Origin of the sequence: Prochlorococcus marinus str. MIT 0912 (genome assembly GCF_027359595.1) — a bacterium.
Lineage (GTDB): Bacteria > Cyanobacteriota > Cyanobacteriia > PCC-6307 > Cyanobiaceae > Prochlorococcus_B > Prochlorococcus_B marinus_C.
This window is the reverse complement of record NZ_CP114783.1, coordinates 1,675,197-1,698,817: the sequence shown is the minus strand read 5'-3', so window position 1 is coordinate 1,698,817 and position 23,621 is coordinate 1,675,197. Positions and strand designations below refer to the sequence as shown.

General features: G+C 33.5%; 27 protein-coding genes. 14 read left to right on the top strand and 13 right to left on the bottom strand.

The genetic code is table 11. The features are described from left to right. Window positions 1-3 precede the first annotated feature (3 nt). Both O5640_RS09700 and O5640_RS09695 read right to left on the bottom strand, forming a co-directional pair. Window positions 4-1,050 (bottom strand): NAD-dependent epimerase/dehydratase family protein, encoded by a 1,047-nt coding sequence (locus tag O5640_RS09700; RefSeq protein ID WP_269612265.1) that lies wholly within the window; start codon window positions 1,048-1,050, stop codon window positions 4-6. Window positions 1,051-1,144: 94 nt separating this feature from the next. Then, window positions 1,145-2,095, bottom strand: a complete 951-nt coding sequence (locus tag O5640_RS09695; RefSeq protein WP_269612264.1) for a UDP-glucuronic acid decarboxylase family protein — start codon at window positions 2,093-2,095, stop codon at window positions 1,145-1,147. 202 nt (window positions 2,096-2,297) lie between these two features. Here O5640_RS09695 and O5640_RS09690 point away from each other — a divergent pair, with 202 nt between their 5' ends. From O5640_RS09690 to O5640_RS09675, 4 genes are all read left to right on the top strand, one after another. Further along, a complete protein-coding gene (locus tag O5640_RS09690) occupies window positions 2,298-2,924 on the top strand; it encodes a TVP38/TMEM64 family protein (protein ID WP_420063707.1) in 627 nt (208 codons plus the stop codon). A 105-nt stretch (window positions 2,925-3,029) separates the two neighbouring features. Further along, window positions 3,030-3,812: a phycobilisome rod-core linker polypeptide gene (locus tag O5640_RS09685; protein WP_269612262.1), complete on the top strand. Its 783-nt coding sequence runs from the start codon at window positions 3,030-3,032 to the stop codon at window positions 3,810-3,812. Between the two features lie 48 nt (window positions 3,813-3,860). Continuing rightward, window positions 3,861-4,394, top strand: coding sequence for a phycobiliprotein lyase (locus tag O5640_RS09680; RefSeq protein WP_269612261.1), 534 nt, complete (start codon window positions 3,861-3,863; stop codon window positions 4,392-4,394). Between the two features lie 13 nt (window positions 4,395-4,407). Next, window positions 4,408-5,007 (top strand): chromophore lyase CpcT/CpeT, encoded by a 600-nt coding sequence (locus O5640_RS09675; protein WP_269612260.1) that lies wholly within the window; start codon window positions 4,408-4,410, stop codon window positions 5,005-5,007. A 34-nt stretch (window positions 5,008-5,041) separates the two neighbouring features. On the opposite strand, the gene O5640_RS09670 is transcribed toward O5640_RS09675, so the two are convergent. After that, on the bottom strand, window positions 5,042-6,346 hold the full coding sequence (locus O5640_RS09670) for a HEAT repeat domain-containing protein (protein WP_269612259.1): 1,305 nt from the start codon (window positions 6,344-6,346) through the stop codon (window positions 5,042-5,044). Window positions 6,347-6,498: 152 nt separating this feature from the next. Between O5640_RS09670 and O5640_RS09665 the strand changes: the two genes are divergently transcribed. Beyond that, window positions 6,499-7,377, top strand: a complete 879-nt coding sequence (locus O5640_RS09665; RefSeq protein WP_269612258.1) for a HEAT repeat domain-containing protein — start codon at window positions 6,499-6,501, stop codon at window positions 7,375-7,377. Window positions 7,378-7,402: 25 nt separating this feature from the next. Here O5640_RS09665 and O5640_RS09660 read toward each other — a convergent pair whose 3' ends face one another. From O5640_RS09660 to O5640_RS09650, 3 genes are all read right to left on the bottom strand, one after another. After that, on the bottom strand, window positions 7,403-7,999 hold the full coding sequence (locus tag O5640_RS09660; protein ID WP_269612257.1) for a glycosyltransferase: 597 nt from the start codon (window positions 7,997-7,999) through the stop codon (window positions 7,403-7,405). Window positions 8,000-8,060: 61 nt separating this feature from the next. Continuing rightward, window positions 8,061-8,528: a bleomycin hydrolase gene (locus tag O5640_RS09655; protein ID WP_269612256.1), complete on the bottom strand. Its 468-nt coding sequence runs from the start codon at window positions 8,526-8,528 to the stop codon at window positions 8,061-8,063. Window positions 8,529-8,585: 57 nt separating this feature from the next. After that, the gene (locus O5640_RS09650; protein WP_269612255.1) at window positions 8,586-9,134 is read right to left on the bottom strand and encodes a bleomycin hydrolase; all 549 of its coding nucleotides are present in this window, start codon (window positions 9,132-9,134) and stop codon (window positions 8,586-8,588) included. A 227-nt stretch (window positions 9,135-9,361) separates the two neighbouring features. On the opposite strand from O5640_RS09650, the gene O5640_RS09645 reads away from it, so the two are divergent. The 3 genes from O5640_RS09645 (at window position 9,362) to O5640_RS09635 (ending at window position 13,392) form a co-directional block, all read left to right on the top strand. Further along, entirely contained in the window at window positions 9,362-9,586 is a 225-nt protein-coding gene (locus O5640_RS09645; RefSeq protein ID WP_269612254.1) for a hypothetical protein, read from the top strand. A gap of 88 nt (window positions 9,587-9,674) precedes the next feature. Further along, a complete protein-coding gene (locus tag O5640_RS09640; protein ID WP_269612253.1) occupies window positions 9,675-12,092 on the top strand; it encodes a UvrD-helicase domain-containing protein in 2,418 nt (805 codons plus the stop codon). A gap of 43 nt (window positions 12,093-12,135) precedes the next feature. Then, window positions 12,136-13,392, top strand: coding sequence for a CCA tRNA nucleotidyltransferase (locus O5640_RS09635; RefSeq protein WP_269612252.1), 1,257 nt, complete (start codon window positions 12,136-12,138; stop codon window positions 13,390-13,392). Window positions 13,393-13,411: 19 nt separating this feature from the next. Here the strand turns inward: O5640_RS09635 and selD are convergent, their stop codons facing one another. Next, window positions 13,412-15,589, bottom strand: a complete 2,178-nt coding sequence (selD, locus tag O5640_RS09630) for a selenide, water dikinase SelD (RefSeq protein ID WP_269612251.1) — start codon at window positions 15,587-15,589, stop codon at window positions 13,412-13,414. On the opposite strand from selD, the gene mtnP reads away from it, so the two are divergent. Next, complete coding sequence (gene mtnP / locus O5640_RS09625) at window positions 15,575-16,507, top strand: S-methyl-5'-thioadenosine phosphorylase (RefSeq protein WP_269612250.1); 933 nt, start codon at window positions 15,575-15,577, stop codon at window positions 16,505-16,507. The two genes, selD and mtnP, sit on opposite strands and share 15 nt — an antisense overlap. Window positions 16,508-16,578: 71 nt before the next feature. On the opposite strand, the gene O5640_RS09620 is transcribed toward mtnP, so the two are convergent. The 5 genes from O5640_RS09620 to O5640_RS09600 all read right to left on the bottom strand — a co-directional run bounded on the left by O5640_RS09620 (window position 16,579) and on the right by O5640_RS09600 (window position 18,731). Next, entirely contained in the window at window positions 16,579-16,776 is a 198-nt protein-coding gene (locus tag O5640_RS09620) for a photosystem II reaction center protein J (RefSeq protein ID WP_158466021.1), read from the bottom strand. 11 nt (window positions 16,777-16,787) lie between these two features. Then, the gene (locus tag O5640_RS09615; protein WP_011294297.1) at window positions 16,788-16,907 is read right to left on the bottom strand and encodes a photosystem II reaction center protein L; all 120 of its coding nucleotides are present in this window, start codon (window positions 16,905-16,907) and stop codon (window positions 16,788-16,790) included. A 29-nt stretch (window positions 16,908-16,936) separates the two neighbouring features. Next, window positions 16,937-17,185: a cytochrome b559 subunit alpha gene (gene psbE, locus O5640_RS09610; protein WP_011294296.1), complete on the bottom strand. Its 249-nt coding sequence runs from the start codon at window positions 17,183-17,185 to the stop codon at window positions 16,937-16,939. A 107-nt stretch (window positions 17,186-17,292) separates the two neighbouring features. Next, on the bottom strand, window positions 17,293-18,309 hold the full coding sequence (locus O5640_RS09605) for a photosynthesis system II assembly factor Ycf48 (protein ID WP_269612249.1): 1,017 nt from the start codon (window positions 18,307-18,309) through the stop codon (window positions 17,293-17,295). After that, entirely contained in the window at window positions 18,306-18,731 is a 426-nt protein-coding gene (locus O5640_RS09600; RefSeq protein ID WP_269612248.1) for a rubredoxin, read from the bottom strand. Before O5640_RS09600 ends, O5640_RS09605 begins: the two co-directional genes overlap by 4 nt. Window positions 18,732-18,815: 84 nt before the next feature. Here O5640_RS09600 and O5640_RS09595 point away from each other — a divergent pair, with 84 nt between their 5' ends. Genes O5640_RS09595 through O5640_RS09585 form a run of 3 tightly spaced genes read left to right on the top strand, consistent with a single transcriptional unit; the run spans window position 18,816 to window position 20,457 of the window. Beyond that, window positions 18,816-19,178, top strand: a complete 363-nt coding sequence (locus O5640_RS09595; RefSeq protein WP_269604472.1) for an NAD(P)H-quinone oxidoreductase subunit 3 — start codon at window positions 18,816-18,818, stop codon at window positions 19,176-19,178. After that, the gene (nuoB, locus tag O5640_RS09590; protein ID WP_269612247.1) at window positions 19,169-19,918 is read left to right on the top strand and encodes an NADH-quinone oxidoreductase subunit NuoB; all 750 of its coding nucleotides are present in this window, start codon (window positions 19,169-19,171) and stop codon (window positions 19,916-19,918) included. The genes O5640_RS09595 and nuoB overlap by 10 nt, the downstream gene beginning before the upstream one ends. A 17-nt stretch (window positions 19,919-19,935) precedes the next feature. Continuing rightward, entirely contained in the window at window positions 19,936-20,457 is a 522-nt protein-coding gene (locus O5640_RS09585) for an NAD(P)H-quinone oxidoreductase subunit J (RefSeq protein ID WP_269612245.1), read from the top strand. Window positions 20,458-20,459: 2 nt separating this feature from the next. Here the strand turns inward: O5640_RS09585 and O5640_RS09580 are convergent, their stop codons facing one another. Continuing rightward, entirely contained in the window at window positions 20,460-21,857 is a 1,398-nt protein-coding gene (locus O5640_RS09580; RefSeq protein WP_269613845.1) for a gluconeogenesis factor YvcK family protein, read from the bottom strand. 127 nt (window positions 21,858-21,984) lie between these two features. Here O5640_RS09580 and O5640_RS09575 point away from each other — a divergent pair, with 127 nt between their 5' ends. Continuing rightward, window positions 21,985-22,770, top strand: a complete 786-nt coding sequence (locus O5640_RS09575; protein WP_269612244.1) for an ABC transporter ATP-binding protein — start codon at window positions 21,985-21,987, stop codon at window positions 22,768-22,770. Between the two features lie 4 nt (window positions 22,771-22,774). Further along, window positions 22,775-23,620, top strand: coding sequence for an MlaD family protein (locus O5640_RS09570; protein ID WP_269612243.1), 846 nt, complete (start codon window positions 22,775-22,777; stop codon window positions 23,618-23,620). Window position 23,621 lies beyond the last annotated feature (1 nt).

Sequence of the window (23,621 nt, the reverse complement as noted above, 5' to 3'; positions counted from 1 at the left end):
TCTTCAATAGGTATTTTTAAAATAATCTAAGTACCATTCAGCAAACATTTTAATACCATTCTCTATGGATGTTGTGGGTTTATATTCTACCCATGAATTAAGCAAATCCATCCTTGCAGCTGTAGAAACCACATCTCCTGGCTGCATAGGTTGCAAATTCTTTATAGCTTTCTTTCCTAAATTCTTCTCTAATAACTCTATAAAATATGTGAGTTGAATTGGATGCGAATTACCTATATTAAAAATCCTATAAGGTGCAGATGAAGTTGAAGGGTTAGGAATAAGTGGATTAAAGTGATCATCAATACTTGCTTTCTTGAAGCAACAACGAATTACCCCCTCTACTACATCATCGATGTAAGTGAAATCCCTCTGCATTTTTCCGTGATTAAATACTTTTATTGGCTCATTATTTAAAATTGATCTCGCAAAAATCATTGGAGCCATATCGGGTCTTCCCCATGGGCCATAAACGGTAAAAAATCGAAGCCCAGTTGTTGGCAAGTCATATAAGTGACTATAGGTATGGGCCATTAATTCATTAGATTTCTTAGTAGCCGCATACAAACTCACTGGATGATTTACTGCTTGTTCTTCATAGAAAGGAAGATTTTTATTGCCACCATAAACAGAGCTGCTAGATGCATAAATCAAATGAGGAATCTTATGCTGCCTACATCCTTCAAGTACATTTCCAAAACCCACCAAATTGCTTTGTATATATGCCGCAGGGTTAGTTATTGAATAACGAACACCAGCTTGCGCCGCTAGGTGAACAAAAACTTTTGGGTTGTATCTATTAATTATGTCTTGCAATACTTTATTATCTTCTATAGGAATCTGATAAAAAAACCATTCTCCATTTTTCCTAGAAATTTTCTCAATTTCAGTTAATCTAGATCTCTTTAAGGAAGTAGAATAATAGTCATTTAAGTTATCAATACCTATAACTTTACAATCCAAAGTAAGAAGAGCTTTCACCAAAGCCGCGCCAATAAAACCTGCAGCACCTGTTACAAGAATTGTCTCATTACTTACCTTTGATTTCATAAGTTTATTGTAATTTACAAAAAATAAACAATTTCACTAGCATCATAGCATCAAACTGATTTACTTTTTAAATTTAAAATAGTTAATTACTTTTTTAGTTTAAAAAGGTTAATTTCTTTTCAAAATATTCTCTTGTAATTGCCAATCCCTCTCTAAACATTATTTTTGGCTCCCAATTTAATTGTTTTTTCGCATGATAAATTGAAGGTTTTCTTCTCATAGGATCATCCTCAAGTTCTTTCGAAAATTTTAGATTTACTTTTTTAATTGATGTATTTCTAATTAAGTTAGTTATTTGAAGAATAGATAATTCTTCAGGATTACCTAAATTCATAGGTCCTTTATTTGAAGAATCCATAAATAAAGTTAAACCATCTATCAAATCATCAACAAAACAAAAGCTTCTGGTTTGATTACCATTCCCATAAATAGTTAAATCCTTTCCATGTATTGATTGAACTAATAAGTTGCTAATAAGTCTCCCATCGTTTAATAACATTCTAGGACCATAAGTATTAAATATTCTGGCAATTCTTATCTCTATACCATGCACTCTCATATAGTCATAACATAATGATTCTGCAACACGTTTACCTTCATTATAGCAACTACGAATTCCGATAGGGTTTACATTTCCGTTATATTTTTCAGATTGAGGATGTATTTCGGGATTGCCATAAACTTCACTAGTACTTGCGAATAATATTCGAGCTCCAACTCTCTTCGCTAATCCGAGCATATTGTAAGTTCCAAGAAAACTCGTCTTAGCTGTTTTAATAGGGTTAAATTGATAATGAATTGGAGAAGCTGGACAAGCCAAATGCCAAATCCTGTCAACATCAAGCTTGATTGGCTCGGTAACGTCATGTTGTATAAGCTCAAAAAATGGATGTCCAATCCAATGTTCAATATTTTCTTTACTTCCAGTAAAAAAATTATCCAAACATATAACTTTTTCTCCAGATTTCATTAAGCGATCAATCAAATGAGAACCCAGAAACCCAGCTCCCCCAGTAACCAAGTTTTTTACAGGAAATGTGGGCATCAAATTTCACGCTTTAGAATTTTATTTTAGTATCGTGCCAAAAATCATGAAATTGATTATTTGTCTGTCACGTAAATCTTTATAGATTAACTAAATCAAACAAATTTTAAATAGGATAATTAAATTAGAAATCTTTTAACAGCTTATCCTCTATAACCAGGAGTCCAATTTGAAAAAAGAAAAATTAAAAAAGTGCCTCACTATTGCATTATTCACAGGTGGTTTTATTTTACTTGTCTTCTTAATTCAGACTTATGGAATTGAACCATTAAGAAGTGCCGTTAAAGAAATGGGCATTTGGGCACCTCTTGGAATTCTTATACTTCGTGGAATAAGCGTAATCCTTCCAGCATTGCCTAGCTCAGTTTATTCACTTTTAGCTGGATCATTACTTGGCTTCAAAACAGGTTATCTAACTATTTTTATTTCTGACCTAATTTTTTGCCAGTTAGCATTTTTTATAGCTAGAAATTTCGGACGTGCTCCTGTTCGGAAATTAGTTGGCGTAAAAGCCATGAAAAGAATTGAGGGTTTTAATCAAAATCAACTAGAAGGAAATTTCTTTCTAATGACAGGTTTATTAATGACTGGACTTTTTGATTTTTTAAGCTATGCACTTGGGATAGGGGGAACAAGTTGGAGGATTTTCACGCCAGCTCTAATAATCAGTTTATTAATAAGCGATTCAATTATTGTTGCTGTTGGAGCAGGAGTAAGTCAGGGCGCAGGACTAATGCTTGGGGGAGCTTTACTGGGCATGTTTGCACTAGCAACAATCGCTGGATTTAATAAAAATAGAGTCTCAGAAACTCAAGAGAAAAGCCAATGAATTCGAGACAAGTATTAAGAAATTAAATAATATCGATAACTAAAAAGAAAAAATTTATATTTATTCTCTTTATATTGTTAAACTTAAATGCTACAAAATATTGATATGAAAAGTATTCCATTTAAAGCTCTCAGGTTGGGAGCTGAAGCTATTAATAAAAATCCCGTTAAGTATAATAAAAGCAGAGTATCTGGAAGTAAAATAACCACATATGGATTACATATAAGAGGAGCATCGATGCCAGGAGAAAAAGATAAGTTCACAGTCACATCTAAAAGCAAACCTAAACAATTCGAAAACTTACTTCATAACAAAGTTATGAGTAGTTATAGAAGAGATAAGATTGAAAGTTATAACTACAAAAGACAAAACAGAGAAAGTTCTGAAGTAAATATGCTTCAAATAAACGAATTTGTTCCTAATGATGATGATGCATTACTTGTAGCAATTAATGCATTATATAAAAATATCTTTGGAAACTTATCTTTAATGCAATCTGAGCGTCCAATTGATATTGAAAGGAAACTAAGAAATGGAGATATCACAGTAAGAGAATTTACAAGAAAAATTTGCAAGTCAACTATTTATAAAAATTTCTACTTTGATAGTATTAGCCAATATAAATCTATCAAGTTAAGATACAAGCATATTCTTGGTAGGCCGATCAAAAATGAACTTGAAGTAACTCAAAGTTCGAATATTATAAATGACCTAGGTTTTGAAGCTCATATTGATTTTCTGATAGACTCTGATGAATATAATAATATTTTCGGTGAAGATATAGTTCCATACATGAGGTCATGGAATTCTCCAATTGGTTTTAAAACAAAAAGTTTTCTAGAAACTTCATCAATAACAAAAGCTTTTGCTACAAGTGACATTTGTTAGATCATTTAATTATCTATACATAAATTAATCCAAATTAAAATAAAGTAGATGAATATTGAAGAATTTTTCTTAAAAAGCGTTGGGGAGTGGAACTCAATGAGAAGTGGACATTCACTAGCATTTCAAGAGTTTGAAGAAATAAGAAGTAAAATAAAAATATTTCCTTCTAAAAGAAACGATTCTAGAGTAACTAAATTTTTAAAAGATAATTTAATAAATACTAATGTAATAAATAAAACATTCCTAATTAATTGGGAATCAAAAAGTGAATGGGATGAGGAGAATCAAAAAGAAAACTCTTCTGGCGAAAGTATACTCGTTCCGATAGAGGTTTCTAAAACAGAAGGAAAGATAATTAGGAGCGTTGGATACACTCAAGCAATAAAAGTAGTATCATTATATAAAATTCTTGCTGACGGAACTCTAATCATTTATTCAGACTATAGTGATATTTGTACAGAAGAAAGAATATGGTTTGTCTCCAACAATGTAAGAAGTAGATCTTCTGTTACCAGAGCAATAGGTTCATTAGCTATACTGCAAACCTCTTATGCATCCGAAATTCGTTATATAAAAAAATAAATCATATTTTAAGATGAGAAACAAAGCCTTAATAGAATTTTCAAAGATAATTTCAGGCGTATTTAGCAATAAGGAGCAAGCTTTAAATAATCCAAAAAACTTTGCACATATTCAAATACATATTCGGCCGTTATTTTTTAAAACTTATAAATGTTTTGCGTTCTACTCGGAACAGAGATATCAGCATGATATATGGAATCCATATAGACAGTCAATTAATAAATTATCACAAGATAAAGAAATCTTTATTTTAAGTAATCATAAAATCGAAGACAAAGAAAAATTTACTGGTGGTGCTTTAGATATATCTCTTCTAGATCAAATATCTAAATACAAGTTATATGAAAAGTCTGGTTGTTCTATGTATTTTAGAGAAACAAAACCAGGAAATTTCTCAGGGAGTATAGAATCAGGTTGTAAATGCTATATACAATATGGGAAAGATAAAACTTATTTAAAAAGTGAAGTTAAAGTTAATAAAAATAATCTTATTTCTGAAGATTCTGGATATCAAATAGAGACTGATAAAAAAATTTGGGGATCAGACTTTGGGCCATTAATATTTAAAAAAATAAATGATTTTGATTCTTTTATTGATGCAAATTGGTTATAGAACTTCGATTTCTCGTTTACAAAAAAAAAATTGACTAAGAACTAATTTCTTTTGCCTTTAATCTAACGAATCTATGGCTATCATTAAGAAACAATTTAGCTAAATCTTTTTTCATCTGATTTTGCTTATTCTGTAATACAAATAAGGCTGTATATCTATTTTTCCAGTAAGGTGTTTTACTCTCGTCTGAAAACTGATTTATATTATTATAAAATTTATTTTCATTCAAACAACCTAATATTTGTATTGCTGAAGATTTAAATTTCATATAATTAGGCCAAGTATCGGATAATACAAAATCTACTTTATCTAAAAGTAATTCATCATATAATTGCTGATCCAATAGTAATTTATATACACTAATAAAGAAGTAAATAGCGCCATAATCTGATCTAGCTCTATCCCAATTATTATTTAGATAATATAAAACATTTTCTAAAGGGAATTTTAATAATTCTTTGATTGAATGATAACATCTATTAAAGTCAGTATGAAAAAGTTGTTCAACAAAAAAACTTAATTCATTATTAAAGTTATTAACTTCTAAGGTATCTATTTTATTTGGATCATCAACAACAACTGAATCTATACAATTAAATAGTTTGATATTTTCGCAAAATAGTAGTTCATTGCTCCAAAGAGAGTCTATTGCCTGTAATTTAAATGATGGAGAAATTGGAGCCTTAATTAAAACCGGTAAAACAGATAAATGACCAGCATTTATAATATCCTGAACTGCACAATGTCTATCGTTTTGATTTGATAGTCTCAAAAACTTTTTCAGTTCACCCAGCTTATCCTCTTCACCAGCAAGTTTTATTAATGCCGCAAAGGATGCTCCTTTAACTCTATTAGAGGATTTCTTATCTCTTGATAATGATCTAATCATATCTATTTCTTTCCTAACTCCTAAATTAGTTAATGTTTGTATAACTACTCTTTTATTATTAAATTGATTATATAATTTTGAACAAATCTTGTTAATGATATTAATATCATCACATTTAAGTTTACCTAATGACCAAATAACTGTCTCAACAAGATAATCATCATCATTTTCTAGAAACTCTGCAATAGTTTGGATGGCTTTTTTACAACCGTAATTAGCAAGTACCTCTATTGCTTTCCTTTTGGCTATCTTATATTCAAGTTTTTCACAGTCATATTTAATAAAGTCAAGTAGGACCATTTCTGATTCTTCACAAGGAAAATTTGCCAAGTGGAATACAGCTTTATAATAATCTGCTAAAAGCTTAACCTCAGAAATTGGTCTTCTAAGAATATTGATAGCATCTATTTTATTTATTTTCGGTAGATTATTAAATGGATTAGATTGCACTTTAAATATAAGGGTATGTATTTATGAGATAAGCTGAGAGCTTTACATTCAGCATCAAAATTGTGCCGAATGTAAAAGGATATTATTTATGAAAATACATTTAATAAAATCATAGTGGATTATTTAATCTAGATTATATAATAATCTTTCAAGTGGATAAGAAAAAAGTGGATAATTACTTGAACAGTGAACTAACGGCTGAAGAAGAAATTGAAAAGGCCAAGGGGAATAAACACAACATAATGAGTAGGAAAAAATCAAGTCAAAACGAGATCAAGTTATTAGTCAAAGGCCTTTGTGATGAAAATGGTTTAGCAAGAAGAAATTATGCAAAAGCAATAGCCGAGTTTGGTTCAGCAGCCTTACCTGAGTTAATCAAAGCTCTTCTGAATAGTAAAAACGTAATACAGAGAAGAGCGGCAGCAAAAACTTTAAAGTTAGTTAACGATCCATCAGCTTTACCTCATTTAATCAAAGCACTTACCAATGATTCAGATTCTGTAGTGCAATTCTCAGCAGCTGGTGCAATTGCAATTTTTGGAGAGGCTGCTGTTAATCATCTAATCATTGTCTTGGAGAATCAAGAATATACAGAAATGCAATATGGTCTTGCAGCATGGTGTTTAGAATTTATCGGAGCGAAAGCCCCTAATGCAATAAAAAAAGCAGCTAAATCAAAAAACAATAATGTAAAATCAGCTGCAATTTCAGCACTTGAAGAACACATTAGACAGTCCCAAGATCAAGAAGCAATTCAATTAGTAGAAAGTGCTATTAATGATACTGCCGAAAATATTCAGATTGAAGCTATTAAATTAGTTGGTAAATTGTACAGAATAGAATCTTTAATTCCTACCTTAATATTAAAATTAAAAAACAAAAATCCAGATATTCGGAAAGCTTCCATATTGTCATTAATCCAACTTAATATTAACGAAGCTATAAATCCACTCAAAGACCTTCTTGAAGTTGAGCAGGATAAATATGTTATAGCAATTATTAAATTAGCTTTAAGAAAAATCAACAAATAAAAGACTTAATAAATAATCTAGAATATTAAATAATTTTATCTCTCAAAATATCTTCTTTTATCATTTGATCAATAGATTTATCATTTAATAAGTCATCAAATAAATCATCAATAGTCTGATCTTTCATTTCCAAAAGAGCGCTAATAGAAGCTTTCGATCTTAATAAGTCTTTATCTCTACAAGTTTTCATTAAAATATTTCTACCTGTTGTCCCTAATTGCCTCAAAAGAGAAATAACAGTCAAAATTATTTCAGGAGCACTATCTTTAAGTGCTAAATCAACTACTAACATCTCATCCTGAGTTAATTCTTCTAAATTAAAATTAACGACAACTTTAAGAATAGTTTTAAGGCAGCTAACTTTAACATTTGTGTTGTTAGTTTCCATATACAATTTACAGATTGACTTTAAAGCCTTTTCTCCAAATCGTCCCAAAGCTAATATTGATTTTCTTCTAATAAATAAATCTTCTTCCTTGAGATTAGCTAAAAGATTATTCATAAATTTAAACTCAAATTCTTTTTTTAAAATCAAAAATGCTTGAGAATTAATATTTGGATTTGGATGCAAGAAATCTTGATAAAGTTCTATATATTTATTTAAATCTAAAGAATTAATCATTATACGTTCAAATAATTATTTAAACACTACGAAAAAATATTTTAATTCAATTAATTTATTTTTATGCAAGTGCATTTATTAAATAATCCAATAATCCTTTGAATTCCGTTTCGGCTTGCTGACCCATAACATCATTGATTTTAATTTCATCTCGAATAAAAATAAATGCTTCAATATATGCAGCTGTTGGTAATAGCTGGATACGAATAATTTCTCTCATGCCTGATATTCCCCATTCATCTAAAGGACCTGTCCCACCAGTTACTAAGCAATAATTAATAAGACGCAAGTAATGATGAATATCTCTCACGCACTTATCTTTATTTGCCTGATCATATGAGCCATTTTTATAAACAGCATCAACGGCAAGATTGGTGAATTTATCAAGACAAGAAGCAAGTTTTTCTGCAGCCTCTAGACGAGCTTTTGCCCTATCAAAAGAACCTTTCACAGACTCAAAATCGCTCATACTGGGAAATCTTCCTGCTGCATCAGCTGCGCTAACAACGGTTGTAACTGCAGATTTCATAGTGACTTAATAAGAAATGGTTTGCATGATGTAGTGGAAGCAATTAGACTTTCATGTTCAACTCAAAGCCTCAATTACAAGATCAAAATAAGATGCCGCCTCAGATGCGATGTCTTGACATTGTGCTCCTGATCCAGAATTAATCCCTTTAAACATTTTTCTTCCTGTATTTGTCTCGGTCATAATTGCAACTGTGGCAATCTTCATTATTTCAACTGCCCTAATAGCATTAGAGGTTGGGACGCCAAGAGCAAGATATGTTTCTTTCAAACCATTGAGGCATCTATCTTCAAGAACAGAGGGATCCCCTGCAAGAAGCGCGTAGCTTACATATCTCAAAATAATTTCTCCATCCCTTAAACAAGCTGCCATTCTACGAGTGGGATAGCAATGTCCTCCTGGCTGAGTAAGCCCAGTATTTTCACAAACCATTCCCGCCACAGCATCTGCAGCAATGCAAGAGACATTTTGAGTTATTGCAAGAGTTGCATCAATTCTTTTATTTGCATCTGCAACGTACTTTCTTAAATCTGCAAGATCCTCACTACCAATTGCGGCGCCCTTGGCATCAGCACTTACAACTGTTCTAGAAAACGCATCAAGCATCTTTTAAATACCTAGCTTCTAATAAGTAAAAGAGTTCAAGTAAAGACTTAATAGTCATTACTTATTCAACTTAAGACTTACAGTCAAATTTGATTGAAAGAGACCTAAGAACGCAATGCTTCTTAACTGTAAGAAAAACTTCCAAGAAAAACAAACCATAGAGTTATCTCAAAAAGCTTATAAGCAAAGTGGGATATCACTAATTTGAGCTATTGTTACAACAAAAAATGAAAAGTCCAACTGAAGAAGAATTTGAAGAGTCAATTAAGGAACTAAGCGAATACAAAAATCGTTTAGAAAAAGAGGTAATAACTATTTCACAAAAGCTAAAAATGCCTCAAACAAAAATCAAATCAATTATCAACTCTCATCAAGAACTTAATCAAATAGAAATAATTCTTTCTAAGCTATATAAACAAAAAGAGAATGCAACATCCAAGTTGATTTCATGATTTTGTTTTGGCTGCTTAAATAATATAAAAATCTACCCTATGAATGTTGCAAAACTAAATTCAATTAAATGTATTTAAAGTCTATAAAATGAAACAATCAAACAGTATATTTCTAAATGGATTAAACGAGGCTCAGTCTCATGCAGTTGATCATTTTCATGGTCCATTATTAGTTGTAGCAGGAGCAGGAAGCGGAAAGACAAGAGCTCTTACTCATCGTATTGCGCATTTAATTACTGAATACAAAGTCGACCCTAGTTCTATTCTTGCAGTTACTTTTACCAATAAAGCTGCAAGAGAGATGAAAGATAGACTTGAATTGCTTTTAGCAAAAAGGTTATCAAGTCTTACCCACGGGAAGCCCTGGAATGCCTTGCAAGTAGCAGAACAAAGACAAATTCGTAATCGTATACATCGTGAAATCAGTCGTGAATTATGGATAGGTACTTTTCACGCTTTATTTTCGAGATTATTACGCTTTGACATCGACAAATTCAAAGACCCTGAAGGATTGACATGGACTAAACAGTTTTCAATATATGACGAAACAGATGCCCAAAGTCTTATCAAAGAAATAGTTACACAAGACCTTCAATTAGATCCAAAAAGATTTGAACCAAAAAAAGTACGCTGGGCAATAAGTAATGCAAAAAATCAATGCTTACTTCCTGATGACTTATCAAATAATCAAGAAGGTCAAAGAGGAAAATTAGTTGCTGAAACTTATAGACTTTATAGAAAAGCTTTAGCTGCTAATAATGCATTAGATTTTGATGATCTCCTATTAATACCTGTTCAATTACTACAACAAAATGAAAAAATAAGAACTTATTGGCACAGTCGTTTCAAACATGTTTTAGTTGATGAATATCAAGATACTAATTGGACACAATACGAATTAATTAAACAATTGGTTACCAATGGTAAAGATCCATCTTCTTTTCAAGATTGGAATAATCGATCAGTTTTTGTTGTTGGCGATGCAGATCAAAGTATTTACAGCTTTAGAGCTGCGGACTTTAGGATACTAATGGGATTTCAGGAGGACTTTGGACAGAAAAACCTAGAAAATACAAATGATTCAACTCTCGTCAAACTTGAAGAAAATTATCGATCTACCTCTACCATCCTCGAAGCAGCAAATTCATTAATTTCCAACAATAAAGAAAGAATAGATAAAGTTCTTAGAGCAACTAGAGGAGAAGGTGAGCCTATTAGATTAACAAGGTGTGACGATGAGATAGCAGAGGCAGAGGCAGTTATTCATAGGCTAAGAATTTTAGATGCCTCGAATCCAGAATTAAATTGGGGAGATATGGCTATTCTTTATAGAACTAATGCGCAATCAAGAGCAATTGAGGACTCATTGGTCCGCTGGAGTATTCCATACATTGTGGTTGGAGGATTACGTTTTTATGATCGAAGAGAAATTAAAGATCTACTAGCTTATTTAAGACTTTTAATTAATCCATCTGACAGTGTCAGTCTTTTAAGAGTTTTAAACGTTCCTAAAAGAGGGATTGGTAAAACAACAGTTCAAAGATTGAGTGATGCTGCTAGTCAATTAAAAATTCCGCTTTGGGAAGTTGTAAATGACCCCGAAGCTGTCAGATCTCTCGCTGGAAGATCAGCCAAAGGTCTTTTGATTTTTAGTGAGCTTATTAATGAATTACAAAGTCATCTTCTCTCTTCAAGCCCCGCCGAGTTAGTTCAATTAGTTTTAGAAAAAAGTGGCTATTTAAGTGAATTAATTGCGACAGGAACAGATGAGGCAGAAGAAAGAAGACGCAATCTTCAAGAACTAGTGAATGCCGCGTTGCAATATCAGGAAGAAAGCGAAGATGCAAATTTAGAAGGTTTTTTATCAACTGCTGCTTTATCAAGCGATGCAGACAATAAAGACACTGCTTCAAATCGAGTCACATTAATGACTCTTCACAGCAGTAAAGGTTTGGAATTTCCTGTCGTTTGTCTTGTAGGAATGGAGCAAGGCTTATTCCCAAGCTATAGATCACTTGATGATCCATCTTCACTTGAGGAAGAAAGACGACTTTGTTACGTAGGACTGACTAGAGCAAAAGAAAAACTATTTCTCTTTCATGCATCTGAGAGAAGAATGTGGGGAGGAATGAGAGAACCAGCTATCGCATCTATATTCCTCTCCGAAATACCAGAAGAACTTGTTAAAGGCGATATCCCATTATCTGGTGGGGCTACATTAAGAAGAGAAAAAAATCTAGACAGACTAACTAGAATTGATCGCCAAAGTAATAAAAGGTCTTTTCCTAGTAAAGCTGAAAATGGAGTAAGAAGAACATATTCTGGTCCTTCCCCAGGGAAGAGATGGTCAGTTAACGATAGAGTTGAACATTCATCATTTGGAGAAGGGATAATCACACATGTTTTTGGTTCAGGAGAAAAAATCTCACTTGCTATAAAATTCTCAGGAATGGGACCAAAAATATTAGACCCAAGACTAGCTCCATTGAAATTGATTGATGAGTAAGATTTAATCTAAAAAATGTTAACTAGCTAAAATCATATTTCTCATGGAATTATTTGATAAATCTAAAATCGAAAAAGAAATACCAGAATTAACCAATGGAATTCTAACTATTTTATTAGATGCAGCAGTCTCAGTAAATATAAATGCTATAGCGATAGTTGGAGGAATTGTCAGAGACTTAATAACAAAGTCTAAGAATCAAGATTATGAAATTATCTTTAATGATCTAGATTTAATCATAGAAGGTGAAACATCAACTTATGTTAAAGAATTACAAAAAGTTCTTGGACCAGAAAAAGTAAAAATCATACGTAATAACACATCTTATAAAACTTCAGAAATAACAATTAATGATATAAAAGTTGATATTGCAACTGCTCGTGAAGAGACTTATCCAATTCCTGGAGAAAACCCAATAGTCAAATTATCAACAATCCACAATGATTTAATTAGAAGAGACTTTAATATAAATGCTATAGCAATTGAACTTAAAGACAATAGCTTAATAGATTTATTTTCGGGATTAGATGCAATTTACAACAAGAAAATGGACTTTTTGCATGAATCAAGCGTTCTAGAAGATCCAACTAGAATTATTAGAGCTTCTCGCTACTCAGCCAAGTTAGATTTTTGTCTATCAAATCAAGCTTTAAGACAAGTAAAAGATACAATTAATCGATGGCCTTGGAATTGGCATATTGGAGATGATACTGATTTAGCACCTTCAGCATTATCAATAAGATTAAAAATGGAACTAGAATTACTTCTAAAGAGTAAATATTGGAGGAATGCATTAAAAAATCTACAAAACTGGGGAGGATTGAAACTATTAGACTTAAAGTTACAGAATGATCAAAGACTGATTGATAAAATTCTCATTGCAAAGAACTCACATATTGAACCTCTCACTGCATTAGTTTATGAATCTAAAGATCCTATCATTCTGGCTAAAAGATTACATTTAGCTCAACAACAAAAAGAAATAATAGATGGGGCTTTTAAATTAAATAAATATCTAGAAAATATTTCAGCTAATAATTCATATAAAAGCTGGTTTCCATCTAAGTGGACCACAGTCCTAGAGAAAATAAATGTCGATGAATCTTCCTTCATACTTGAAATCTGTAGAGATAACCCTCTAAAAGAATATTTAAAATCTTGGCTATTTAATTGGAAGAATATAGAGTCTCCAATAAAAGGAGATGATTTAATAACTAATGGTTGGTCACCTGGACCAGAAATAGGAATAGAAATAAACCGACAAAGAATGAAATTAATTGATGAAAAAAGTATTTTATAAATAAGTTAATAAGTATTGTTTAAGAAACAAAACCAATTTTAATCCAAGGTCCTTCCTTTGTAAGTCTTTCTGAATAAATAGATGGACAACTAATAACCAAAGGACCACAAGTTTGTGGGTCTACTAAGATTTTTAGCATAGTATTATATAATGAGTTATTAGAAGTAAAATTATTAGATATTACCTCGAATTTCAAGTTCTTATCTCCATCAATATTCTTTAAGAAAACTTCATTCGAAGGAGCCAAAGTACTTTCAAAACCTTTATCTACAAGTTCTTTGACACCATCATATACTGGTATATGATCTAGCTTAAGAACAATTTTCAAAGGTTCTAAATTCATCTTTAATTGATCATTATTTGTAGATTCCAACATTTCAGATAAATGACCTAGCAAACCAAAACCAGTGATATCAGTACATGCATTCACAACTTTTGGATGTTGTTTGACAATTGTTAATTGATTTATATAATTAACAATATTATGCTGACTTTTATTCATTTCTATTAAAACAGAATCAATTATATAAGGTCTTACTTTGCCATTCATAAATGCAGAAAAAATTATTCCAGTACCCAAAGAACGACTAATTAGAATTTGATCCCCCTTTTTCATTCCTCCCTTAGACCAAAAATATTTTTTATTATCAATAGTTCCGTTGACAGTTAATGAGCTTTCAATTCCTAAAGAGAAAGGATCTTCAGCAATTTTTCTTGATTCTAATGTATGTCCACCTATAAGTTTTGCCCCTTGAATAGTTAAAGCAGAATTAACACCTTCCAAAAAATGAAATAACAACTCTTGCTGTAAATTATTAGGTACGGCAGGTAAATTCACAACAGATTGTGCAGACACAACAGATCCTCCACATGCCCAAATATCAGAGCAAGAATGAAAAGCTAAAAGCCTACCGTTTAGCCATGGATCACTAATTAAAGCAGGGAATCCATCTACACTTTGTATTAAATTTTTACTAGAGTTTAATATTCCTATATCAATAGAATCATCGGCTGAAGGTTCTATTGAATCCAATTTTTTTAATACTGATCTTAATGGAGTGAAAGCTAGTTTTGATGCACAGCCTCTACATTTAATCATCTCTTTTTCTGAAGACATTTCTGAATCTATATCTTTAATTAGATAAAATTTAGAGATAAAATTTATATCAATTGATTCTTTCAACCTTGATAAAAAATCAAAAGGTCCAATCATAACTTCACCCCAAGACATAAAAGCTTTGGATTTCTTATTTATAGAGTTGATATCTAAAAGTTGTATTGCTTTCCTTTGTGGTTTCCATTTCTCAAGTTTTAAACCTTTACTTAAACTCTCTAAATTCTTTGCGAGTGGTTTTGCCGAACGAACTGCCCATACTCCAGAGGAAGGGCGGGGATGATCCTTAATGACTCCACAATCTCCTACAGCAAACAACTCAGGGTAATTAAGAACTTGAAGAGTATTTTTTGTTAACACCCTCCCATTCTCATCTAGAGGCAAACCACTATCTTTTATCCAATCAAATGATTTATTACCGGTACATATTAATTTCGGATATAAATCAGATGGATTCTTTTGTGTAATCTCAATATTTAAAAACTTTAAATGGGTTAATAGATTGTTATTAATTTTTCTTCCAGATTTAACTTTTAAATAAATAGCTCTTTTTGGCCATCTTTTTCTTAAAGAAAAAGCTATTTCTATACCAGCTAATCCACCTCCAATAATTACAAATGGTTTTGCCGAAGAGTCATCCTTGTGTTTATCTTGGCCAACAATAAATTTATAGGATTGAAAAAAAGGTTTAATTGGAACAGCTAAGCATTTATCCACGCTAATTGTGGACTTGGAATTTAAGTTAGTTTTTGTTCCTATATTCAGTGATAACGAAGAATATTCAATTTCTGGGCGTCCTGAGAGCAGTAATTTTTTTTCCTTAAGATCAATCCCCTCAATTTCTGCCAGAACAAATGAAACTCCTGCTTTTGAAGCAAGGTTCCTCAAATCAATTAGTATTTCATCAATCTTGTATTTACCTGCTACGACACCTGGAAACATACCAGAATATGTGGTTGTGCTTGCTTTATTAACTAAAGTAATCATTCCAGCAGGCTTCAATTTTGGATTCATTGCCCATCTGAGCAACACAAGGGCATGAGTATGACCACCACCAGCTAGAACAAGATGATCACTGAACATGATTTTTTGAATATTTCTGGAACACAATCAGATGCCTATGATTTCAAAAAAGGAAGATTAGGAATTATTGGAGGAAGCGGACTATATAGAATTGAAAATCTTAAAAATATAGTCGAGTTAAGCTTAGACACTCCCTATGGAAAACCTTCTAATAAGTTACTAATAGGCAATCTATTTGGAATAGAAATTGTTTTTCTAGCTCGCCACGGAGAGAAACATACTTTAAACCCAAGCGAAATTCCATACAAAGCAAATATTTGGGCTATGCGCTCTCTAAATGTGAGATGGTTAATTTCGGCATCAGCTGTGGGATCGTTAAAAGAAAATATCAAACCTTGCGACATTGTTATTCCTGATCAATTTATTGATCGAACTCATCAAAGACCATTGACTTTTTTCAACAATGGAGTAGTAGCTCACATAAGCATGGCAAATCCTTTTTGCGAAATACTTTCTCAAATACTTTCTCAAGAAATAGAAAAACTTTTAACCAAAGGGAAAAAAATGCATATTGGAGGCACATATCTTGCTATGGAAGGGCCAGCCTTTTCTACAAGAGCAGAATCAAATTTATATAGAGATTGGGGATGCTCAATAATAGGTATGACAAACCATACAGAAGCTAGATTGGCAAAAGAAGCCGAAATCGCTTACTCAAGCCTATCCATGGTTACTGATTATGATTGCTGGAATCAAAATTGCGAGAATGTATCAGTCGAAATGGTCATTGAAAATCTTCAGGAAAATGCAACTTTTGCTAAATCAATAATTTCTGCTGTTGCTAAAAGAATCTCATCCTTAAGGCCTTCAAGCTCTTCTCATAATGCATTAAAAAATGCCCTAGTCACTTCAAAAGAGCATGTATCAGATAAAACTAAAAGCCAGGTCAAATTATTTACAGATAAATATTGGAATTAAAAAAACCAACCGACAATGAATGTCAGTTGGTTTAATGTTATTTCAAATCAATAGTATTTTTCTAGTTAAAACTAACCAGCGTTACCAATACCAGTGTATGAACCGTAGAAGAAAATACCAAGAACAAAAATTACAGCTGTCCCACCAGCAGTAGCTACTAACCATAAAGGAAGTGCTCCCTCTGTCCACCGTCTTTCCCAGGAGATAGCAGGTCTACCATCTGGCAGACGATCTCCTACTCGTCCATCAGGTCCTTTTAATTTGCTCATGATAAAGAGATTTAGTTAAAGAAGTAACTGGAAAAAAGAATTCCCATTACAAAAACAAGTAAGAGTCCAAGATAAAGACTTGTTCGGTTTAACTCAACCGGAACTTTATTTGGATTTGGATTGACTTGCATGGATAAAAAAGCAATCAGATGAAATTGGGTTATTTCAGACGCGTGTCAAGTTCAGCCTTCGAATCAAAGCGCTGAACAACAACAGGAGCTTTGCTTTCTCCAGCCTGAAAATACGTATCTGGTCTAGGAGTTCCAAAAGCGTCGTAGGCAAGCCCAGAAGACACAAATAAAAATCCTGCCACGAAGATCGCAGGAAGTGCCACAGCATGGATAATCCAATAGCGGACACTAGTAATGATCTCAAAAAACGGGCGTTCCCCGGTAGAGCCGGCAGCCATAGCCTCACTTAATCAGCTCAGTGATCTTATCAAGCGAAATCAAAAGAAACGATCTCTGTTGCAAGGTGGTTACACAGAGTCATGGAAATCATCAAAAATTAACGATTTCAACCCTGCCAACGCAGTAATTTGCCCCTTTCCCCAAAAACGAATCCCTTTGGACTGTCAGTATTAGAATCGTCCACAAATAAAATTCTGATGAAATTTGTTGGAACAGATTCACCAACCGGATCTTTTCCCCAAGTTTTTCCATCATCATTGCTTACTAGTAATGTTCCATTCCCTCCCGCTGCCCAAATCGACTTAGATGGATCCCAAACAAGATCTTGATAGTTATAGCCATTGACTATTGGGATTATGGGCTTTGACCAGGAATCTATATCATCTGGATCTGCATTAAATCTGATTTCAGCTCCTCTAGAAAGCATCCATAAATCACCATTAGGCTGCTCACCAACACTTTGAACTCTCTTACTGCTTGCTCTTTGATGAGGAATCCATATCTCCTCTCCAGGGCTTAGGACAGAGAAGAAGTTCCCAAGGCTACTAACACTTAGATAGCCACCATCATTTCTACGTCTTAATTCTCTTATGCCTCCAGAGCCTGAAGTATCAACAACGATTGCTTCCCAATTTGTACCAGCATCAGTTGTTTTATAGATTGCTCCAGCAGTAGTTGCAAGCTCAGCCGAATCCATATCAATTGTTGTTATCAAATATGGATCTCCTGGTAACTTATTTCCCAAATCGAGACGAGTCCAATTTTTTCCTCCATCAGTTGTATGAAGTATTAATCCTGGTTGACCTGCGATCCAACCTTCTTGACCTTTAAAATCAACGCTGATCAAACGAAAGTTACCTTCGCTTGGAATATCTAAATTTCGTTCTTTCCAGGTAATTCCTCCATCATTTGTCTCCAGAATCAACCTATTCGTACCAACTAAAAACCCTGTTTTATCATCAACGAAGTCAATATCTAATGGATTTGCCTCAGTATCAAGGTCGATTAATGACCAAGGACTTGATGAGCCAATGGAAGCATTGCTAACTGTACAACCACTAAGAGCTACTCCAACTATTAAGACAAGGGTCAAATTAATGAAGTTTGAAAACAGACGTTTCATTTCAAAGAATAAAGAGAAAGAAAACAGGCAGCGGCTAAAGCAAGGCTCCCAAAAATAAGAACATTTTTCTGGCCTGAAGGAAGTTTATTAAATCCAAAGCCATAAGTAAGGTTTTCTTCAAATCCGCTTGGCTTTGATTTAGGTCCAATATCCTTGTATCCTCCGAATCCTACTCGACAGACTGGACATCTAAAACCCTCTCTATCGATGTCTAAGAATGCTGTCCCTGGTTCAATATTTAGCTTTTTTATACCCTCATCAGGATCATAAATAAAACCACAGCTCATACACTCGAAGCGATTGAATTTTGGATCAAATTCCTGAGTTGAGTTTTTTGATTCAAATGAAATAACTTGATTTTGTTTTTCATCAGAACTCAAATCTCTCAAGGGATTTGAGTTCATTTTGGTGTCTTCACTCACAGTTTTCACTTTCACACATAGCAACTGTATGGCACAAATCTAGAAAATGGCTGTCAGAATGATATTGAAATCAGTAATTCATTCATGTTTTCCCTTCAGGGTTATGAGTATTTCTTAGGATTTCTTCTTATTTCTGGAGCAGTTCCCATTCTCGCTCTTACAACAAATAAGCTCATATCTCCTAAAAGCAAAGCAGGAGAAAGGCAGCTTACATATGAATCTGGGATGGAACCCATTGGAGGAGCATGGATCCAATTTAATATTCGTTACTACATGTTTGCTCTTGTTTTCGTTATATTTGACGTTGAGACCGTGTTCCTTTACCCATGGGCAGTTGCATTTCACAAACTAGGGTTATTAGCATTTATAGAAGCTCTTGTTTTTATCACGATCTTGGTTGTGGCATTAGCATATGCATGGCGAAAAGGTGCCCTTGAATGGAGTTAAATTCCTTGAAAAAATCTCCCTCTTCTGAAGCCGTTCGAAACCTAAGACAAGCTTCCTGTGGACCAGTGGGAACACCTACAGTAACTAATGACTTAAGCGAAAACATCATCCTGACTAGCTTAGAAGATCTTCATAATTGGGCAAGATTAAGCAGTTTGTGGCCTCTTCTTTATGGAACTGCTTGTTGTTTTATTGAATTTGCCGCTCTGATTGGATCTAGATTTGATTTTGACAGATTTGGCTTAGTACCAAGAAGTTCTCCTAGGCAAGCAGATCTGCTAATAGTCGCTGGAACTGTCACAATGAAAATGGCACCTGCTCTTGTAAGACTTTATGAGCAAATGCCAGACCCAAAATATGTAATTGCTATGGGAGCTTGCACTATTACAGGTGGCATGTTCAGTGCAGATTCAACAACGGCAGTTAGAGGTGTTGACAAATTAATTCCTGTTGACCTTTACCTTCCTGGATGTCCTCCAAGACCGGAAGCGATTTTTGATGCGGTTATTAAATTAAGAAAAAAAGTTGCAAACGAGTCAATCTCTGAGAGATCAAAAATTACTCAAACTCATAGGTATTTAACTATCCCTCACAAGATGAAGAGAGTTGAATCCAAGGTCAATGGACAATATCTAAATGCGAAAACCCAATTAATTGCTTTAAATCCCTCCTTATCTGAAGAATTTGATAAATCTTTTAAAGAGGTTCAACAAATATCTGAAGAACTCTCAAGTAATTAAGCATCTTTTATAAAAAAATGACAGATCAATCAAAAATTGTAGTTGAAGAAAAAATCTCAGGTCCAATAAGTGATTGGTTATCAAAAAATGGATTTGAAAATGTTCCTCTACCAAATGACCATTTAGGAGTCGAAGTTATCAAAATTTCGCCTACTAATCTTTTATCAGTTGTTGAAGCGTTGAAAAATGATGGATTTAATTATCTGCAATGCCAAGGTGGATACGATGAAGGTCCTGGTTTAAATATTGTTTGTTTTTACAATTTAATAGAGATGAGTGAATTTAAAAAAGATATTTCTCCCAGAGAAGTAAGAATAAAAGTATTCCTAGATCGAGAAGGAGATTTAACTGTTCCAAGTTTATATAGTCTTTTCAGAGGAGCAGATTGGCAAGAAAGAGAAACATTCGATATGTATGGTGTTATTTTCAAAGGGCACCCTCATCCTAAAAGACTTTTAATGCCGGAAGATTGGAAAGGATGGCCACTTAGGAAAGACTATGTTCAGCCAGATTTCTATGAAATGCAAGATGCATACTGAATTTATTTACCTTTTTTGTATCTTCTATAAAATCTCATTATTGCCAAAGCGAGACTCCTAGGATCGTGCCTCAAAGTTGGAGTGGTCTTTGAACCCTGAAGTGATGCTAAATAAACTTTATAGCCTCTAGACAAAAGGTCAATCTTATTGCATTTGACCGGTTCAGCGCCTTGTGACTTGTAGTAATCAACCAATGGTGAAGAGGCTAATTCATCTTGAGCAAGTATTGAACTAAATATTTTCCTAGTAATCCCTCGAGATGCCAATTGCGCTTCTATAGCTCTCACATGACCAGTAACGTCAAGCCCATCAGTTTCACCTGGTTGGGTCATTAAATTACATATGTAAAGTTTTGGGGCCTTGCTCCTCTCGATTGCTTCGACTATTTCAGGTACAAGTAGGTTTGGAAGAATTGAAGTGTAAAGGCTGCCAGGCCCTATTAAAATTATTTCTGCATTTCTGATCGCTTCCAGAGCTCTGGGTAAAGCGGGCGGTCGAGAAGGGAAACAACCGATTCTTATGATTGGCAGGTGAGCCTTTCCAATAGCTGATTCTCCATCAATTCGTTCACCATTTTCAAGCTCCGCCCACAATCGAACATCTACATTAGTAGCTGGTACAACTTGCCCCTGAACAGCCAGGACTTTACTAGATGCAGTAATCGCAGTCTCTAAGCTTCCAGTTATGGCTGTTAATGCGGAAAGGAAAAGGTTCCCAAAACTATGTCCCTCCAGTCCACTTCCTGAGGGGAAGCGATATTGAAAAAGACCTTTTATTAGTGGCTCTTCCGTTGCTAAAGCTGCCAAACAATTTCTTATATCTCCAGGAGGCTGAACTCCCAATTCTCTTCTAAGAACGCCACTACTTCCTCCATCATCAGCGACAGTAACTATTGCTGTAATTCTACTGCTGTATCTTTTTAAGCCTTTTAACAAAGACGATAAACCTGTTCCCCCACCAACAGCAACAATATTTGGACCTCTATTTAATTTTTGTTTAGCTCTTAATGCATCGACTAAAAAAGTATCTTTTTTTGATCCTAAGGCCTGCTTAATAGATTCAAAACTTCTCCCTTGCCCCCAAACCAAAAGAGATATCCCTATCAAAAAGACTATTGGTCCAGAAATAGTTCTTGGTATAAAAGTAGTTATGAATCCTAAAAACCAAAAAAGTATTTCAACGACCCAATATATTGGGCGAAGATCAGCCCAAATCGACGCTCCAATCAAAGCAATTAACAAGCCCATTCCAGATGTCATCATCCACCTTTTGACTACTAGTCCTGGCAAAAGCCATCTAATAGCTCTTTTAAAGCGTGAGTAAAGCTGAAAAGACAAACTAGCGAAAAAGCTTTTACGCAAAGTAGATCTTTTTAATTTTCTTTTCCTTCTTTTGTTCAATGGATTCAAGTTAGAGAAGATTTCAACAAAAAGACCTAAATAATTAATTCATAAAAACTCTAATTAAACTTCCCAATTCACATATCTCATACAAAATGAGATAGGTAAACAAACCTTAGGAGAGAGTGTGCCAAAAAACACTCAAGTAATGTTGATGAAAGATCTCAGTGTAGAACTGGGATCAAATAAAGTTCTCAATGAAGTTAATCTGTCCATGAGTCCTGGAGAGAGACTGGCAATTGTTGGTCCATCTGGCTCAGGCAAGTCAACAATACTTCGCCTACTAGCAGGATTGCTCTTACCTACTAACGGAAGTCTTCAAATATCAGGTATTGAGCAAAATTATTTAAGGCTTGATCAAAACAACCCTCCCGATGTGAGATTGGTTTTTCAAAACCCAGCATTATTAGCATCATTAACTGTTAGGGAAAATGTAGGCTTTTTGCTTGAAAAGCAAAAAATTTTTTCTGAAGAGATTATTCATAAAAAAGTCATAAATTGTTTAGAAAAAGTAGGTTTATATGATGTAGCAGAAAAATTTCCAAATCAACTTAGTGGAGGAATGCAAAAAAGAGTAAGTTTTGCTCGTGCATTAATTAGTGACTCCAATACAGGGAAAGACTCTATTCCACTGCTTCTATATGACGAACCAACTGCTGGTTTAGATCCAATAGCTTGTACTCGAATTGAAGATCTAATGATTAAAACCACTGATGCTGCTAAAGGCTGTTCAATCGTAGTAAGTCACGTTTCAAGTACAATTGAAAGAACAGCTAATAGAGTTATTTTGCTTTACGATGGAAAGTTTAAATGGGATGGATCTATAGATCAATTTAAACAAAGTGAAAATTCCTATGTAAAACAATTTCGCACAGGTAATCTTCAAGGACCAATGCAACCTGAGGACTCATAAATTTATGCGTAGAAGTTTAAGAGATGCATTTGTTGGATTCTCACTTTTAGGTGGATTAGTGGTATTTTCTGGAGCAATGCTTTGGTTAAGAGATTTTCGTTTAGGTTCTAAAACCTGGGAGATATCTGCAAGCTTCAAAGATGCAAGTGGTCTTGCAAAGTTATCTCCAGTTACTTATCGAGGAATCATTGTTGGCTCGGTTCAAAAGATAAATTTCACACCAAATACTGTTGAAACTAAAATCAAATTAAACAATGATAATCTGATCTTACCAAAACCTGTAATTGCTAAAATAGTTACAAGCTCTATGCTTGGAGGAGATGCTCAATTATCATTAGTCTCATTAGGTAAATCATTAAATAGAAACGAACTAATTACAGTTAAAAAAGATTGTCCTAATAAAAGGATTTTGTGTAGTGGTGATAGGGTCAAAGGCGTAAAGATGGTTAGTATATCAAGCTTGACAGAGGGTATAAATGGAATTATTGATGAAGCAGATAAGCAAGCAATCGTAAACAAAGTATCAGAATCTATTAAACAATTTGATAGAACTCAAGCCAATCTTGATGAACTTGTCTTGTTATCTAAATCAGAACTTGTAAGAGCAAAACCTATAATTTCCGAACTAACAAAAGCTTCTTTTCATTTAAATAATATTCTTGAAAGTCTAGATAATCCGAAGACTCTAAAAGATATTAAGGAACTTGCCTCAACATCTAGTTCACTAACAAAGAAAATTGATCAAATGAGTTCAGACATGGGAAATATTATGGAAGACAAAGAACTTATAAATGCTCTAAAAAGGGTGACAATAGGTTTAAGTAAATTGTTCGATGATATTTACCCTTAAA

Bases quoted from the DNA above. Each gene is read 5' to 3' on its own strand.
- O5640_RS09700 (WP_269612265.1), bottom strand. From the start codon at position 1,050: ATGAAATCAAAGGTAAGTAATGAGACAATTCTTGTAACAGGTGCTGCA.
- O5640_RS09695 (WP_269612264.1), bottom strand. From the start codon at position 2,095: ATGCCCACATTTCCTGTAAAAAACTTGGTTACTGGGGGAGCTGGGTTT.
- O5640_RS09685 (WP_269612262.1), top strand. From the start codon at position 3,030: ATGAAAAGTATTCCATTTAAAGCTCTCAGGTTGGGAGCTGAAGCTATT.
- O5640_RS09680 (WP_269612261.1), top strand. From the start codon at position 3,861: ATGAATATTGAAGAATTTTTCTTAAAAAGCGTTGGGGAGTGGAACTCA.
- O5640_RS09675 (WP_269612260.1), top strand. From the start codon at position 4,408: ATGAGAAACAAAGCCTTAATAGAATTTTCAAAGATAATTTCAGGCGTA.
- O5640_RS09660 (WP_269612257.1), bottom strand. From the start codon at position 7,999: ATGATTAATTCTTTAGATTTAAATAAATATATAGAACTTTATCAAGAT.
- O5640_RS09655 (WP_269612256.1), bottom strand. From the start codon at position 8,528: ATGAAATCTGCAGTTACAACCGTTGTTAGCGCAGCTGATGCAGCAGGA.
- O5640_RS09650 (WP_269612255.1), bottom strand. From the start codon at position 9,134: ATGCTTGATGCGTTTTCTAGAACAGTTGTAAGTGCTGATGCCAAGGGC.
- O5640_RS09645 (WP_269612254.1), top strand. From the start codon at position 9,362: ATGAAAAGTCCAACTGAAGAAGAATTTGAAGAGTCAATTAAGGAACTA.
- O5640_RS09640 (WP_269612253.1), top strand. From the start codon at position 9,675: ATGAAACAATCAAACAGTATATTTCTAAATGGATTAAACGAGGCTCAG.
- O5640_RS09635 (WP_269612252.1), top strand. From the start codon at position 12,136: ATGGAATTATTTGATAAATCTAAAATCGAAAAAGAAATACCAGAATTA.
- mtnP (WP_269612250.1), top strand. From the start codon at position 15,575: ATGATCACTGAACATGATTTTTTGAATATTTCTGGAACACAATCAGAT.
- selD (WP_269612251.1), bottom strand. From the start codon at position 15,589: ATGTTCAGTGATCATCTTGTTCTAGCTGGTGGTGGTCATACTCATGCC.
- O5640_RS09620 (WP_158466021.1), bottom strand. From the start codon at position 16,776: ATGAGCAAATTAAAAGGACCTGATGGACGAGTAGGAGATCGTCTGCCA.
- O5640_RS09615 (WP_011294297.1), bottom strand. From the start codon at position 16,907: ATGCAAGTCAATCCAAATCCAAATAAAGTTCCGGTTGAGTTAAACCGA.
- psbE (WP_011294296.1), bottom strand. From the start codon at position 17,185: ATGGCTGCCGGCTCTACCGGGGAACGCCCGTTTTTTGAGATCATTACT.
- O5640_RS09605 (WP_269612249.1), bottom strand. From the start codon at position 18,309: ATGAAACGTCTGTTTTCAAACTTCATTAATTTGACCCTTGTCTTAATA.
- O5640_RS09595 (WP_269604472.1), top strand. From the start codon at position 18,816: ATGTTTTCCCTTCAGGGTTATGAGTATTTCTTAGGATTTCTTCTTATT.
- nuoB (WP_269612247.1), top strand. From the start codon at position 19,169: ATGGAGTTAAATTCCTTGAAAAAATCTCCCTCTTCTGAAGCCGTTCGA.
- O5640_RS09585 (WP_269612245.1), top strand. From the start codon at position 19,936: ATGACAGATCAATCAAAAATTGTAGTTGAAGAAAAAATCTCAGGTCCA.
- O5640_RS09570 (WP_269612243.1), top strand. From the start codon at position 22,775: ATGCGTAGAAGTTTAAGAGATGCATTTGTTGGATTCTCACTTTTAGGT.